12 protein-coding genes are annotated in these 13,839 nt (G+C 71.1%); 6 read left to right on the top strand and 6 right to left on the bottom strand.

The features are described from left to right. Nucleotides 1–28 precede the first annotated feature (28 nt). The 3 genes from KIP79_RS38790 (at nt 29) to KIP79_RS38780 (ending at nt 2,710) form a co-directional block, all read left to right on the top strand. Nucleotides 29–1,474: a carotenoid oxygenase family protein gene (locus KIP79_RS38790; RefSeq protein ID WP_214110001.1), complete on the top strand. Its 1,446-nt coding sequence runs from the start codon at nt 29–31 to the stop codon at nt 1,472–1,474. After that, on the top strand, nt 1,471–2,415 hold the full coding sequence (locus tag KIP79_RS38785; RefSeq protein ID WP_308170110.1) for an LLM class F420-dependent oxidoreductase: 945 nt from the start codon (nt 1,471–1,473) through the stop codon (nt 2,413–2,415). The genes KIP79_RS38790 and KIP79_RS38785 overlap by 4 nt, the downstream gene beginning before the upstream one ends. Nucleotides 2,416–2,518: 103 nt before the next feature. Next, a complete protein-coding gene (locus KIP79_RS38780; RefSeq protein ID WP_214110000.1) occupies nt 2,519–2,710 on the top strand; it encodes a tail-anchor membrane protein in 192 nt (63 codons plus the stop codon). Between the two features lie 6 nt (nt 2,711–2,716). Here KIP79_RS38780 and KIP79_RS38775 read toward each other — a convergent pair whose 3' ends face one another. Beyond that, a complete protein-coding gene (locus KIP79_RS38775) occupies nt 2,717–3,307 on the bottom strand; it encodes a LysE family translocator (protein WP_250214548.1) in 591 nt (196 codons plus the stop codon). Nucleotides 3,308–3,552: 245 nt separating this feature from the next. Between KIP79_RS38775 and KIP79_RS38770 the strand changes: the two genes are divergently transcribed. After that, nucleotides 3,553–4,236 carry a hypothetical protein gene (locus KIP79_RS38770; protein ID WP_214109998.1) on the top strand — a complete coding sequence of 228 codons (684 nt, stop codon included), beginning with the start codon at nt 3,553–3,555 and terminating at the stop codon, nt 4,234–4,236. On the opposite strand, the gene KIP79_RS38765 is transcribed toward KIP79_RS38770, so the two are convergent. Both KIP79_RS38765 and KIP79_RS38760 read right to left on the bottom strand, forming a co-directional pair. Next, the gene (locus KIP79_RS38765; protein WP_214109997.1) at nt 4,178–5,335 is read right to left on the bottom strand and encodes a sensor histidine kinase; all 1,158 of its coding nucleotides are present in this window, start codon (nt 5,333–5,335) and stop codon (nt 4,178–4,180) included. The two genes, KIP79_RS38770 and KIP79_RS38765, sit on opposite strands and share 59 nt — an antisense overlap. After that, nucleotides 5,332–6,003, bottom strand: a complete 672-nt coding sequence (locus KIP79_RS38760; RefSeq protein WP_214109996.1) for a response regulator — start codon at nt 6,001–6,003, stop codon at nt 5,332–5,334. Before KIP79_RS38760 ends, KIP79_RS38765 begins: the two co-directional genes overlap by 4 nt. A 151-nt stretch (nt 6,004–6,154) precedes the next feature. Between KIP79_RS38760 and KIP79_RS38755 the strand changes: the two genes are divergently transcribed. Beyond that, a complete protein-coding gene (locus KIP79_RS38755) occupies nt 6,155–7,096 on the top strand; it encodes a threonine ammonia-lyase (RefSeq protein WP_214109995.1) in 942 nt (313 codons plus the stop codon). Here KIP79_RS38755 and KIP79_RS38750 read toward each other — a convergent pair. The 3 genes from KIP79_RS38750 to KIP79_RS38740 all read right to left on the bottom strand — a co-directional run bounded on the left by KIP79_RS38750 (nt 7,093) and on the right by KIP79_RS38740 (nt 12,200). Then, nucleotides 7,093–8,052, bottom strand: a complete 960-nt coding sequence (locus KIP79_RS38750; RefSeq protein ID WP_214109994.1) for a tetratricopeptide repeat protein — start codon at nt 8,050–8,052, stop codon at nt 7,093–7,095. The two genes, KIP79_RS38755 and KIP79_RS38750, sit on opposite strands and share 4 nt — an antisense overlap. 1,585 nt (nt 8,053–9,637) lie before the next feature. Beyond that, on the bottom strand, nt 9,638–10,753 hold the full coding sequence (ald, locus tag KIP79_RS38745; RefSeq protein WP_214109993.1) for an alanine dehydrogenase: 1,116 nt from the start codon (nt 10,751–10,753) through the stop codon (nt 9,638–9,640). A 67-nt stretch (nt 10,754–10,820) separates the two neighbouring features. After that, a complete protein-coding gene (locus tag KIP79_RS38740; RefSeq protein WP_214109992.1) occupies nt 10,821–12,200 on the bottom strand; it encodes an aspartate aminotransferase family protein in 1,380 nt (459 codons plus the stop codon). A gap of 195 nt (nt 12,201–12,395) precedes the next feature. Here KIP79_RS38740 and KIP79_RS38735 point away from each other — a divergent pair, with 195 nt between their 5' ends. Further along, complete coding sequence (locus KIP79_RS38735; RefSeq protein WP_250214547.1) at nt 12,396–13,766, top strand: M20/M25/M40 family metallo-hydrolase; 1,371 nt, start codon at nt 12,396–12,398, stop codon at nt 13,764–13,766. The last annotated feature ends 73 nt before the right edge of the window (nt 13,767–13,839 follow it).

Here is a 13,839-nt window from a genome sequence, read left to right as displayed (position 1 = left end):
CTGACTTCGTTTATCATAGTTTCACGTCATGGCACAACCTGTGGTGATCATGGACGAGTCCGGCGAACCGAATCCGTACCTGCTCGGCGTCTACGCCCCCGTCCAGGACGAGATCACCGCCGAGGACCTCACCGTCATCGGGCAGATCCCAGCCGACCTCAACGGCGTGTACCTGCGGAACGGTCCGAACGCGCGGTTCCCCATGCGCGGTCGTTACCACTGGTTCGACGGCGACGGCATGGTCCACGCCATGCACTTCGAGAACGGCACGGCCCGGTACCGCAATAGGTATGTCCGCACTCAGGCGTTCCACACAGAAAAGGACCGGTCGCTGTGGACCGGGGTGATGGAGAACCCCAAGGCCAACCCGTTCGGCAACACCCGGGGGCTGAACCTCAAGGACTCGGCCAACACCGACGTGATCTTCCACCGGGGCAAGGTGCTCGCCACCTGGTATCTCTGCGGTTCGCCGTACGCGCTGGACCCGCTCTCCCTGGAGACGCTCGGCGTGGAGACCTTCCTGGACACGCTGACCGGGGACTTCATGGCCCACCCGAAGGTGGACGAGCGCACCGGCGAGCTGTTCTGGTTCGACTACGGGCCCCGCCCGCCGTACCTGCGGTACGGGGTGGTCGGCGCGGGCGGCGCGGTGGAGCACTGCGTGGAGCTGGAGCTACCGGGGGCGCGGCTGCCGCACGACATGTCCATCACCGAGAACTACGCCATCCTCATGGACCTGCCGCTCTACCAGGACCTGGACGCCGCCCGGCAGGGCCGGTACAAGCTGACCTTCAACCGGGAGCTGCCGTCCCGCTTCGGCGTCATCCCCCGGCGCGGCTGCCCAGACCAGATCCGCTGGTTCGACGCCAAACCCTGCTACATCTACCACGTGGTCAACTCCTGGGAGTCCGGCGAGGAGATCATCCTCGACGTCTGCCGGGTCAGCCGCCCCGCGCCCAGCGGCACCGGCAGCCCGCTGGCCCGCATGATCTCCTACCTGAAGCTGGACGCCCGGCTCTACCGCTACCGCTTCAACCTGGTCACCGGCGCCACCCGGGAGGAGTACGTGGACGGCGACCACAACACCGAGTTCCCGTCCATCGACGCCCGCCGCACCGGGCAGCCCAGCCGGTACGCCTACAACGTCTCGGTCAAGGAGGCCGACACCAACCTCTTCGACGGCCTGGTGAAGTACGACAACGTCACCGGCGCCAAGCAGACGTACTACTACGGCGAGCACCGCTACGGCAGCGAGGCCCCCTTCGCCCCGCGCGACGGCGCCACCGGCGAGGACGACGGCTACCTGGTCTCCTTCGTCACCGACGAGCGCGAGGGCCGCTCCGAGGTGCAGATCCTGGACGCCGCCGACCTGAGCGCGGGCCCACTGGCCCGGGTGCTGCTGCCGCAGCGGGTTCCCCTCGGCTTCCACGCCACCTGGGTGCGGGCCGACCAGCTCAAGGGGCGGGCCGCGTGAAGCTGACCGTCGCGCTCGGGCTCTGGCAGGACCGGCCCGCCGACGACGCCCTGCGGACCGCGCGGGCCGCCGACGAGCTCGGCTACCCCGAGCTCTGGGTCGGCGAGATGGCCACCTACGACGCCTTCGCGCTGGCCACCGCCATCGGCCTGGGCACCACCCGGATCTCGCTGACCGTCGGCCCGCTGGCGGTGGCGGTCCGCGACCCGATGATGATCGCCATGGGCGCGGCCTCGGTGGCCGACCTCACCGGCCGCCGGGTGGACGTGGCCATCGGGACCTCAAGCCCGCTCGTCGTGGAAGCCTGGCACGGCCGCCCGCACGCGGGCTCCACGGCCGCGCTCGCCGCCGCCCTCGCCGCCCTGCGCCCGCTCCTGGCCGGGGAGAAGTCCACCAGCGACCGCACCACCCACCCGCGCAGCGACGGCTACCGCCTCCGCCTTCCGGCCCCCCGCTCCACCGTGAGCGTCGCCGCCTTCGGCCCGGCCGCGGTCCGCGTCGCCGCCAACGCCGACCGCATGGTCCTCAACCTGATCACTCCGGCCTCCGCCGCCCGGCTCATCGGCGACCTACGGGCCCTGTCCCCCACGTCGCGGGTGACCGCCTGGGTGACCGCCGCCGTGGACCCGGACACCGCCGCCGTCGAACAGATCAGGCGCGGCGTGGTCGGCTACCTCGCGGCCCCCGGCTACGGCGAGATGTTCGCCGAAGCCGGCTTCTCCGACATCGTGGAGTACGCCAGGACCCGCCCGCACCCCCGCGAACTGCTGGCCGCCATCCCCGACAAACTCCTGGAGTCGGTCGCCCTCCTCGGCGACCTCCCCACCATCCGGTCCCGCCTCGCCGAGTACGCGGCGGCCGGTGTCGACGAGGTGGCCTTGGTCCCCGCCAGCACGGCATCCGACCCCGGCGGCGCGAAGACCCTCACGGCCCTCGCCTGACCTCAGACGGTTGGCGGAACTTTGGGACGGGCTCACCTCGTTGAGCGCGGAGAGCCCGTCCGTTGGGCAGTATTGAGATGTATCGCGAACCGAAGGGGCCGACATGTCGCCACTTGCCAAGTACTACATCGGTGCGGGCGTGGGCTCGCTGATCGCTCTCTGGCTGCTGCCCAGCCTCCTGGCCTGGCTCGTTGTGATCGGCCTGCTGGCCGCCCCCGCGGTCGGCTACTTCATGCTGGACGAGTCCCAGCGGGCCAGGCTCCGGCGCATCCGGCGCCGGGGGATCGGCCGCTGACCGAGGTTACTTCCGGCCTTCGCCGGTGAGTGCGGCGGCGGCGCCCAGACCCAGGTAGACGATTCCGCTGCCGATGTCCAGGCGCCGCCGGGCCGCCGCCGAACGGCGCAGGCGGCCCGCCAAGGCCGAGGACAGAAAGGCGTAGGTGCCGTCGCTGGCTATGCCCAGCGCGATCCAGATGGCGCCCAGCAGCACGATCTGCGGCGCGATCGGCCCGGCGGCCGGATCGGCGAACTGTGGCAGGAACGCCATGAAGAAGATCGCGGTCTTCGGGTTGAGCACGTTGACCACGAACCCCTCACCGAACAGCCGCGACACCGGCACGGCGGCGACCTCGGCCGTCTCCGGCCCGGACCCGCCCATCAGCTTCCGCACGCCGAGCCAGACCAGATACGCCGCGCCGAGATACTTCACCACCGTGAACGCGGTCGCCGACGCCGCCAGCAGCGCGCTGATCCCCAGCGCCGCGGCCAGCACGTGCACGACCGACCCGGCGTGCACGCCCAGTACCGACACCAGCCCGGCGGCACGCCCCTGCGCCACGCTCCGGGTCACGATGTAGACGACGGCAGGCCCGGGCACGAGCAACAACGCCAACGAGGCCCCAGCAAAAACGGCAAGCGTTCCTATATCCGGCATGCCCCTGACAATACGGACAGGCGACCACGGCCCACATCTTGTTTTCCCGACTCGGTTGATCGGCCGAGGGGCCGTAACTCGGCCGGGGGACGACACCCGGCCAGGTCGGCTGCCTGACTTTCCCTACACGAACTCGCCCACTCGGGCGTACGCAAGGGAAGGTCTCAATGTCTGTGCTCTCCGATCCGCGAGCGTTTCGCCGAATGGCCGCCGGGATCTGTCTGATCGCCGCGCCGGTCCTGTACGTCGTGGGCCTGGCCGCCGATCCCGCGATCCGGCAGGGCGGCGACACCCTGGGGGTCTACGGCAGGTACCCGGACCAGGTGGCGGTCAGCGCCTCCGTGCTGCACTGGAGCTGGGTGCTGCTGATCCCGGGCATCATCGGGATGATCCATCTGATCCGGCACCGCGGCGTCCTGTTCGGGCACGTCGCCGGCGGCCTGGCGCTGCTCGGCGTGGTCAACTTCTCGGGCCTGATGCTCGGCGACTTCTTCTACGTCAAGCTCGAAGCCGGGATGCCCACGGCCGCCGAAGGCGCACGGCTCGCGGAGGAGGCGTTCGCGGCGGCGGCGCCTGGTTTCCAGATCCCCGGCTTCGTCGGCCTGGCCGGCCTGCTCCTGCTCGGCCTGGCCCTGGCCTACAGCCGTCGTTCCCCCTGGTGGGCGCCCTTCGCGATGCTGGCGGGGATCTTCACCGCCCCGATCTTCCCGATCGGCACCGCCGTGGGCGGGCTGCTGTACCTGGCCGGCGCGGGCGTGCTCGGGCTGGGCATGCTGCGGATGAGCGATGCCGAGTGGGCAGGGGAGGAACCCCCGGGCCCCTGGCCGGTCAGCCGGACTCGGCGAGCGGGAACCGCGCCGTCACACCAAAGCCTCCACGCCCGGTAGGACCGGCGACCAGCTCGCCGCCGTGCTGGGCAACCCGTTCACGCATGCCGGCCAGGCCGTGGCCGGCGACGGGCCGGTCGCCGGGCACGCCGTTCCCGTCGTCGACAAGCTCGACGGTCAGCTCGGCCTCGCCGTACGTGACGACGAGGTCGACACCGGTGGCCTGCGCGTGTTTCAGCACGTTCGTCAGGCCCTCCTGGATCACCCGGTACGCCGAGAGCCCGAGCGCGGACGGCAGCGGGCGCCGATCACCGACGATCTTCAATCGGACGTCGAGCCCGGACGCCGCGACCTGCTCGACCAGCTCCTCCAGCCGGCCCAGGCCGGGCAGCGCGGCCGCGGCGCCCGCATCCGTCTCGCGCAGGACGCCCAGCATGAGCCGCAACTCCCCGACGGCCTCCCGCCCCGCCCGCTCCACCCCGAGCAGCAGACCGCGCTCCTGCTCGCGGGCGGGGTCCTCGCCGAGCAGCAGCCGCGCCGCGCCCGTGTGCAGGGTCATCAGGCTGACGTTGTGCGCGACGATGTCGTGCAGGTCCCTGGCGATCCTGGCGCGCTCATCCGCCACCGCGCGCTCGCGCTCCACTTCCAGGCGGGTGGTCTCCTCGGCGAGCCGCCGCGTCCGGTCGAGCTGACGGCGCAGCAGGATTCCGCTGGTGTACGCGGTGGCCACGAAGATGGCCTTGATCAGGATCTCGGGCACGTCGTTGTCCGGCAGGGTCTGCAGGTAGCCGTACGACACCAGGACCGAGACCAGACCCTCGATCCCGCGCCGGCTGCGCAGCTCGGCCGCGCTCGCCACCGTGTGGATGAGGATGAGGGTCGAGTAGAAGTGCCAGGCCGGGTAGTAGACGCCAGGGGCGAGCCACCCCACGACCACGCCGACGAGGACCAGCGCCAGCAGCATGGAGGCCGGGAAACGCCGCCTGAACAGCACCAGCACGCCCGCGACCACGGCCCCCGCCGCCAGCGGCAGCGGGTCCGCGATCTGACCGGGCTGGGGACCTTGGCGGCCCAGCGACTCGACCAGCCCGGCGGCCGTGACGGCGGGGGCGAGCAGCAGGTCCAGCAGGTTCGGCCGCCAGGCGGCTGCCGTCCTCATCCGCGCCGACCGCGCCCGCTGGGCCGGACGACTCCGGTCTCGTAGGCGAACACCACGGCCTGGACGCGGTTGCGCAGGCCCAGCTTGTGCAGCACCTGGGCGACGTGGGTCCGTACCGTCGCCTCGCCGACGCCCAGCTCATGGGCGATCTCCGGGTTGGACAGGCCGCGGGCCAGCAACTCCAGGACGGCGTGCTCCCGTTGGGTGAGGGTGTCCAGTTCGGGGGGCGGCTCCGGGTCGGGGCAGGCGGCGAACGCGGCGATCACCCGGGCGGTCGCCGCGGGGTCGATGAGCGCATCCCCGGCCGCCGCCGTCCTGATCGCTTCGACGAGTTGCTCGGGCGAGGAGCTCTTGAGCAGATATCCCTGCACGCCCAGGCGGAGTGACGCGTACAGGTTGGCGTCGGTGTCGAACGTGGTCAGCATGACGATCTTCGGGGGATCCTGGTCCTCCAGCAGCTGCCTGGCGGCCTCCAGCCCGTTCATGCGTGGCATCTCGATGTCCATCAGCAGGACGTCGGGCCGCAACCGCCGGGTGGTGGCGAGCGCGTCGAGCCCGTCGGCGGCCTCGCCCACGACGTCGAGGCCCTGCGCCTGCGCGGCGAGCCGCAGCCCGTAGCGGACCATCGCGTGGTCGTCCGCGATGACCAGTCGGATCTCGCCCCCCATGAAAGGGAGGCTAGCGGGGCATACCGGGTCAGGACGACCCGCCCTGTGGAGACCCGGAGGTCATCCTCCCCCAGGCGGCGGAGATCGACTCCGTCACGCGGCTGAGTGGCCTTGTTGCGAGGCACGAGGCGCGGACGTCAAGGTGGGTGGCATGACGGAAATGCGAGACGTGCTCAACGCGCGGCGGGTGGTGTCCGGGTACCTGCCGGAAACGCCGATGTGGTCCTACCCGGTGCTCAACCAGCTGGCTGGGGCCGAGGTGTACGTCAAGCACGAGAACGTCCAGCCGACCGGGGCCTTCAAGGTGCGGGGCGGCCTCGCGCTGCTGGCGGGCATGCCGGAGCGCGACCGGGGAGTGGTGGCCTACTCGACCGGCAACCACGCCCAGTCGATCGCGTACGCGGCCCGGCTGTTCGGCGTGCCCTGCTCGATCGTGATGCCGGAGAACCCCAACCCCGCCAAGGTGGCCGCCGTCGAGGCCCTCGGGGCGCGGGTCGTGGTCGCCGGGGCCACCATGGTCGAGGCCGCCGGCCACGCCAGGGACCTGGCGGACGCCGAGGGCCGCCGCCTGGTCAGCCCCGGCGACGAACCCGAGATCATCGCCGGGGTCGGCACCCTCTACCTGGAAGTCCTCACCCGCCAGCCCGACCTGGACGCCATCGTCGTCCCCATCGGCAGCGGCACCGGCGCCGCCGCGGCCGGCCTGGTCGCCCGCTCGCTCGCCCCGCACTGCCAGATCATCGGCGTGCAGTCCGCCCAGGCCCCGGCCGCCCACGACTCCTGGCGCCTGGGCGAACTCGTGCACCGCCCCATGAAAACCACCATCGACGGCCTGGCCACCGGCTCCGCCTTCGCCGTCCCGCAACGCCACATGCGCGAGACCCTGACCGACTTCCTCCTCCTCGACGACACCGACATCCGCGCCGCCCAACGCCTCCTCGCCACCCACGCCCACACCCTCACCGAAGGCGCCGGCGCCGCCCCCCTGGCCGCCCTCCTCGCCCACCCCGCCACCTTCGCCAACCGCAAGATCGCCATCATCTGCACCGGCGGCAACGCCGGCCCCGCGGAAATCGCCCAGCTGTCCGCCTAGGTTCCGCCACCCCTGCGGGCTTCCGATATCCACGGCGGCAGGTCCGACTCCGTGGCCGTACGCCATCCGGCGGCGAACTTCTCGGGGTCGCGCTCGTAGGCCTGGATGAGGGCGGGCACCGCGAAGCCGATGACGGCGTCCCAGCCGTGCTCCAGGGCGATTTCCATGCCTTCCGCGAGGTACCGGATGCCCTCGGGGATCCGGGCGGAATCGAGCAGGAGGATGCCCATTGACGTGCACGTCATGGCGAAGTCGGGGAGGTAGCGGTCGGGGCTGGTGGTGGCGAGGTCGCGATAGATCGTCACGGCCTCCCGGGTGGCCTCGACCGCCTCCGCGGGACGACCCAGCTCCGCGAGCCGCCCGCCGAGGTTGACCAGGGCGGCTGCCAGGTGGGGGCGATACGGGTCGGCGTTGACCGCAGTGAGTGCCCGGCAGGTGTCCGCCGCCTCTTGGGCGACGGGCAGCGCCTCGGCGGGATGGCCCAGTTCGGCGAGACACACGCCGAGATTGGTCAGCACCAGGGCCAGTTCGGGGAGATGGCGATCGGGGTTGGCCGCGGCGAGTTCGCGGCGGATGGCCACCGCCTCCTCAAGGAGCGGCAGCGCCTCGGCCGGGTGGCCAAGCCCGGTGAGCATGGTGGCGAGGTTGGTCACGGCCAGCGCCAGGTCGGGAAGGTGCTGATCAGGGTCGGCCAGCGCCAGGTCACGCCGGACGGCGATGGCGTCCCGCGCCGCCCGCATCGCCTCTTCGGCTCGGCCCAGCTGTTGTAACCGAGTGCCGAGGTTGGTCACCGCGAACGCCAGATGGGTCCGGTGCCGGTCCGGATCGACGGAGACCAGCTGACGCCGGATGACCACCGACTCCTCGGTGACCTGGAGGGCTTCGACCAGGCGACCCAGCTCCGCGTAGCAGGTGCCGAGGGTCATCAGGCTCTGGGCCAGGTTCGCGGTGCGCACGGGGCTGGGCTGCGGCCAGGATCCGGTAACCGGCCACCGCGCGCAGGCTCGCGTCCAGCGCTTCCCGGTGCAGGCCGACCTGGTTCAGGGCGATCGCCAGGTGTACGGACCAGGCCGCCCGCTCGGCGGGGTCGCGTTTCGCCGGGAGCGTGTCCACGATGCGCCGGATCAGCGTGGCCTCCGCCCTGGCCAGGACGACGGACGGGTAGGGCAGGGCCCCGGCGATCCCCTCCAGGTCCGGCAGGTCGGCGGGCGCATCGGCGAAGACCTGTTCGAGCAGGGTACCCATGCGCGTCCCCGTCCCCACCGCCACTGTGATCGCGGCCGGAGCCAGCCCGGCGAGGTCGCGCCGCAGCACGCCTTCCAGGATGCCGCCCGCCTCCGGGGTGGTGCAGACCGGCGCGGGTCAGGACGGTGAGCGCGCTGACGGCCTGCTCCTGAGGAAGCGCCGCGAAGGCCGCCGTCTCCACGAGGCGGGACTCGTCGAGATCCGCGGCCGGAACCGCCGCCAACTCCAGGTGCGCGGCGGCCTCCACCAGCGCCCGCACCCCGGGAAGGTCGGCCCCCAGCCGCTCCCACCACTCCCCGGCGGCCCGCGCGACCAGCAGAACCCGGACCCGATCCCCGTCCCCGCCCGCCACCAGCCGCGCCATCTCAGCCAGAAGCTCCGCCAGCCCGGTACGGGTCTCCGCGTAATCGATCACCAACAGCGCATGGCCACCCAGCTCACGCACCCGCCAAAGCTGCCGCCCCTCCTCCCCGGGAAGCACCGCCGTGTCGACCTGCCACCCCCGCCCCCGCATTTCCTCACCCAGTTCCAGGGCCAGCCGGGTCTTCCCCACCCCACCCCTACCGGTAAGCAGAAAAACCGGATTCGCCGCCCCCGACCCACACCAATCCACCAAGCGAGCCAATTCCTCAGCCCGCCCAACAAACGGAACAACCCCCCGCTCCGGCCGGAGCAACGACGCATGCGATTCATCAACAAACGCGGGCTCACGCCCCTCGGCAACAGCCGCCCGCCGCCCCACCAGAGCAGCCGCGTCCCCCTCCTCCCCAGCCCGGACCAACCGCCGCGCCGCGATCACCTCACTCACGAAGGACCCAACCGCCCCCGCCGCGACAACCCCCACCACCCCAACGACCAATTCCGCCAAAGCCCCAGGAAGCTGAATCAACACCGCCCCGGCCGCAACAACCCCCGCAATCCCCATCAAGACGACATAGAGCCGCCCCCGCACCTTCCCCTCATCACCCACACAGGAAGCATCACTGACCCACACCCCGAATACGCGGAAAACGGCAAGCCCACTCAGTCAAGCCACCTCACGCAACCCGACTCACGCAACCCGACTCACGCAACCCGACTCACGCAACCCGACTCACGCAAGCCGACTCACGCAAGCCGACTCACGCAAGCCGACTCACGCAAGCCGACTCACGCAACCCGACTCACGCAAGCCCACCCATTTGGTGACCGAGAAACGTAACGGCGCCCCGCCCGGATCGGGGAGGAGCGCCGAAACGCGGACCAGCAGGGATTACGGCGGTCGGCGGGAGGTGGCGACAGCCGTAAAGGATGGAATCAGGCGGCGAGAAGCTCCGCGACCGGGGTGTAGGGGAGACTGTGCGCCACCCCGACCGGCTCGTTGGTGATGGCGCCTGCGTGGACGTTCAGCCCGCCCGCCAGCGCCGGGTCGTGGCGGAGCGCCTCCTGCCAGCCCTGGTTCGCGAGCTTCACCGCGTACGGCAGCGTCGCGTTGGTCAGCGCGTAGGTGGAGGTGTTCGCCACCGAGCCGGGCATGTTCGCCACGCAGTAGAAGATCGAGTTGTGCACGAGGAAGGTCGGCTCCGCGTGCGTGGTCGGGCGGGAGTCCTCGAAGCAGCCGCCCTGGTCGATGGCGATGTCCACCAGGACGGAGCCGGGCTTCATCCGGGACACCAGCTCGTTGGAGACCAGGGTCGGCGCCTTGGCCCCGGGGATCAGCACCGCCCCGATGACCAGGTCCGCCTCCACCACGGCCTGCTCGATCGCGTACGAGGTGGAGACCAGCGTCTTCAGCCGCCCCTGGTAGATCGCGTCGATGAACCGCAGCCGGTCCAGGTTGACGTCGAGGATGGTGACGTCCGCCCCCATTCCCACGGCGATCTGCGCCGCGTGCAGCCCGGACACGCCTCCGCCGATCACCACGACCTTGGCCGGCGCCACCCCGGGCACCCCGCCGGGCAGCACGCCGCGCCCGCCGTTGAAGCGCATCAGGTTGTACGCCCCGACCTGCGGCGCGAGCCGCCCGGCCACCTCCGACATGGGCGCGAGCAGCGGCAGCGTGCCGCCCGCCTGCACGGTCTCGTAGGCGATCGCGGTGGTGCCGCTGGCCAGCAGCGCGTCGGTGCACTCCCGGGAGGCCGCCAGGTGCAGGTAGGTGAAGAGCACCTGGCCGGCGCGAAGGCGGTGGTACTCCTCGGCGACGGGCTCCTTGACCTTGAGGATCATGTCGGACTCGGCCCAGACCTCGTCCGCGCTGTCCAGGATCTTGCCGCCGGCCGCCAGGTACTCCTCGTCGACGATGTGCGAGCCGAGGCCCGCGCCTCGCTGCACGTGCACCTCGTGCCCGTGCCGGACCAGCTCGTGGACCCCGGCAGGGGTCGCGGCGACCCGGTACTCGTGATTTTTGACCTCGGCAGGCACGCCGATCTTCATGGCGGATGATCCTTTCCAAATATGGGATTGGCGCGCCTGAGCCGGACAAGAAGGTGCGCCAGGAGTCTTAGAGCCGCGCCCAGGCCTCGGTGAGCACGCCCCGCAGGATCGACTCGATCTCGTCGAATTCCTCGGGGCCCGCGATCAGAGGCGGGGCGAGCTGCACGACGGGGTCCCCACGGTCGTCGGCGCGGCAGTAGAGACCCGCGTCGAACAGGGCCTTGGAGAGGAAGCCGCGGAGCATGCGCTCGGACTCCTCGGGGGTGAAGGTCTCCTTGGTGACCTTGTCCTTGACCAGCTCGATACCCCAAAAATACCCGGACCCGCGGACATCTCCGACAATCGGCAAATCGAGCAGACGTTCGAGGGTGGCGCGGAAGATCGGTTCGTTCCGGAGGACGTGGCCGAGCAGGTCCTCCCGCTCGAACAGGTCGAGGTTGGCGAGGGCGACCGCGGCGGAGACCGGGTGGCCGCCGAAGGTGAAGCCGTGCGCGAACATCTCGGTGGGGGCCTTGAACGGCTCGAACAGCCGGTCGCTGCAGATCATCGCGCCCAGCGGGGAGTAGCCGCTGGTCAGGCCCTTGGCGGAGGTGATGATGTCGGGCACGTAGCCGAACTTCTGGCCGCCGAACATGGTGCCGAGCCGCCCGTACGCGCAGATCACCTCGTCGGAGACGAGCAGCACGTCGTAGCGGTCGCAGATCTCGCGCAGCCGCTGGAAGTAGCCGGGCGGGGGCGGGAAGCAGCCGCCGGCGTTCTGCACGGGCTCGACGAAGACGGCGGCCACCGTGTCGGGGCCCTCCATCTCGATCGCGGCGGCCACCCGGTCGGCGGCCCACCGGCCGTACTGCTCGGGGGTCATGCCGGGCACGCCGCTGATCTCGTCGGCCCGGTAGTAGTTGGTGTTCGGCACCCGGACGGAACCCGGCACCAGCGGCTCGAAGGCTTGCTTGAAGGGCGGGATGCCGGTGATCGAGAGGGCGCCGTGCGGAGTGCCGTGGTAGGCGATCTGGCGGCTGATCACCTTGTGCTTGAGCGGCTTGCCGGTCAGCTTGAAGTACTGCTTGGCGAGCTTCCAGGCGGTCTCCACCGCCTCGCCGCCGCCGGTGGTGAAGAACACCCGGTTGAGGTCGCCGGGGGCGGCCTCGGCCAGCCGGGCGGCCAGTTCCACCGCCTTGGGATGCGCGTACGACCAGAGGGGGAAGAAGGCCAGCTCCTGGGCCTGCTTGGCGGCGGCCTCGGCCAGTTCGCTGCGCCCGTGGCCCGCCTGGACGACGAACAGGCCGGCCAGCCCGTCCAGGTAACGCTTGCCGTGGATGTCGAAGATGTAGGCGCCCTCGCCCCGAACGATCATGGGCACTTCTCCGCCGGCGTAGGAGCCGTGCCGGGTGAAGTGCATCCAGAGGTTGTCCTGCGCGGCCTTCTGAAGGTCGTCGGCGTGCGTCATCTCATGCTTCCCTCGGTCGCTGACTTCTCCACAGTGTGCATCGTGACTTCGCCAATTGCCAAGCGATTGCGTGGTGTCAATCTGGCAAGGCATCGGATTCCGTGATGTCTTCCTGCAACAGCAACGAAATCCGTGAGGAGAATCGGGGGCATCTCCGACCCTTGACGCGTGTTGTGATCCAATGGGAACGACCGAATGCTGAGACACCATGAGGAAGACGACGTGACACCCGAGGAGATCGAAAGCGCCGTCGGCGCGGGCATGCCCCAGGCGGTGGAGGACCTCAGGCGGCTCGTCGCCATCCCGTCCGTGGCCTTCCCCGGCCACCCCGAGGAGCCGGTGCTGGCGGCCGCCGCCATCGCCGAGGAACTGCTCCGCTCGGCCGGGCTGGAGGATGTCCGCCTCATCCCGATCGAGGGCAGCTTCCCCGCCGTGTACGCGGAGGCCCCCGCCCCGCCCGGCGCCCCCACCGTGCTGCTCTACGCCCACTACGACGTGCAGCCCCCGGGGGACCCCGCGCTCTGGCGCACCCCGCCCTTCGAGCCGACGATCATCGACGGCGCGATGTACGGCCGGGGCGCCGCCGACGACAAATCCGGGCTCATCGCCCACGTCGCCGCGCTCCGCGCCTTCCAGGGCCGCTTCCCCGTCGGCATCAAGGTCCTGCTCGAAGGACAGGAGGAGTACGCGGGCGAGCGCCTGGAGTCCTTCGTCGAGGCCAACCCAGAACTGGTCCGGGCGGACGCGATCGTGGTCGCCGACTCCGGCAACCCCCGGGTGGGCGACCCCGCCGTGACCACCAGCCTGCGCGGCCTGGCCGCCTTCACCGTCGAGGTGCGCACCCTGCGCGAGGCCGTGCACAGCGGCTCCTTCGGCGGCGCCGCGCCGGACGCGCTGGCCGCCCTGATGCGCATGCTCACCGCGCTGCACGACGACAGCGGCGACGTGCGGGTCCCCGGCCTGCCGCGCGGCGCCTTCGGCGGGCAGGGCGAATCGGCCGACGACTTCCGGGTCACCGCCGGCGTGCTCGACGGCGTCTCCCTGGTCGGCTCCGGCTCGATGGCCGACCGGCTCTGGGCGTCGTACGCGGTGACCGTGACCGGGCTGGACGTGCCCAGCGTGTCCGAGGCGATCAACGCGGTGCAGGCGGTGGCCCGGGCGCGGGTGACCGTGCGGGTGCCCCCGGCCGGGGATCCGAAGACCGCGCTGAACGACGTGACCGACTTCCTCAAGCAGGTCACGCCGTGGGGGGCGCAGGTCAGCTTCTCCGACTTCACCGTGGGTTCCGGGTACCTGGCCGACACCGGGGGCCGGGCGCGGGCCGCGCTCGACCGGGCGATGGAGCGCGCCTTCGGGCGGGCGCCGCGCGACGTCGGGCAGGGCGGGTCGATCCCGCTGGTGGCCACGCTGGTGCGGCAGTTCCCCGCCGCCGAGATCCTGCTGTACGGGGCGGAGGACGACGACGCCTCGATCCACGCGCCCAACGAGCGGGTGGTGCTGGCGGAGCTGCGTCGGATCGCGACCGCCGAGGCCCTCTTCCTGGCCGAGTACGGCGCCGCGGAATGACCTCTGCCAGGATCGGCAACTAACGCAGGCCCCCATTCGTCGGAAATTTCAGACGTCGGCCTGACATTTCCGA

Source organism: Acrocarpospora catenulata (assembly GCF_018476525.1).
Lineage (GTDB): Bacteria > Actinomycetota > Actinomycetes > Streptosporangiales > Streptosporangiaceae > Acrocarpospora > Acrocarpospora catenulata.
Note: the sequence above shows the minus strand (reverse complement) of the source record. Positions and strands in the feature narration are given on the sequence as shown.

What these genes read in the sequence shown, in the direction of transcription:
- KIP79_RS38790 (WP_214110001.1), top strand. Translation starts at nt 29, where the DNA reads ATGGCACAACCTGTGGTGATCATGGACGAGTCCGGCGAACCGAATCCG.
- KIP79_RS38780 (WP_214110000.1), top strand. Translation starts at nt 2,519, where the DNA reads ATGTCGCCACTTGCCAAGTACTACATCGGTGCGGGCGTGGGCTCGCTG.
- KIP79_RS38770 (WP_214109998.1), top strand. Translation starts at nt 3,553, where the DNA reads ATGGCCGCCGGGATCTGTCTGATCGCCGCGCCGGTCCTGTACGTCGTG.
- KIP79_RS38765 (WP_214109997.1), bottom strand. Translation starts at nt 5,335, where the DNA reads ATGAGGACGGCAGCCGCCTGGCGGCCGAACCTGCTGGACCTGCTGCTC.
- KIP79_RS38760 (WP_214109996.1), bottom strand. Translation starts at nt 6,003, where the DNA reads ATGGGGGGCGAGATCCGACTGGTCATCGCGGACGACCACGCGATGGTC.
- KIP79_RS38755 (WP_214109995.1), top strand. Translation starts at nt 6,155, where the DNA reads ATGACGGAAATGCGAGACGTGCTCAACGCGCGGCGGGTGGTGTCCGGG.
- ald (WP_214109993.1), bottom strand. Translation starts at nt 10,753, where the DNA reads ATGAAGATCGGCGTGCCTGCCGAGGTCAAAAATCACGAGTACCGGGTC.
- KIP79_RS38740 (WP_214109992.1), bottom strand. Translation starts at nt 12,200, where the DNA reads ATGACGCACGCCGACGACCTTCAGAAGGCCGCGCAGGACAACCTCTGG.
- KIP79_RS38735 (WP_250214547.1), top strand. Translation starts at nt 12,396, where the DNA reads ATGCTGAGACACCATGAGGAAGACGACGTGACACCCGAGGAGATCGAA.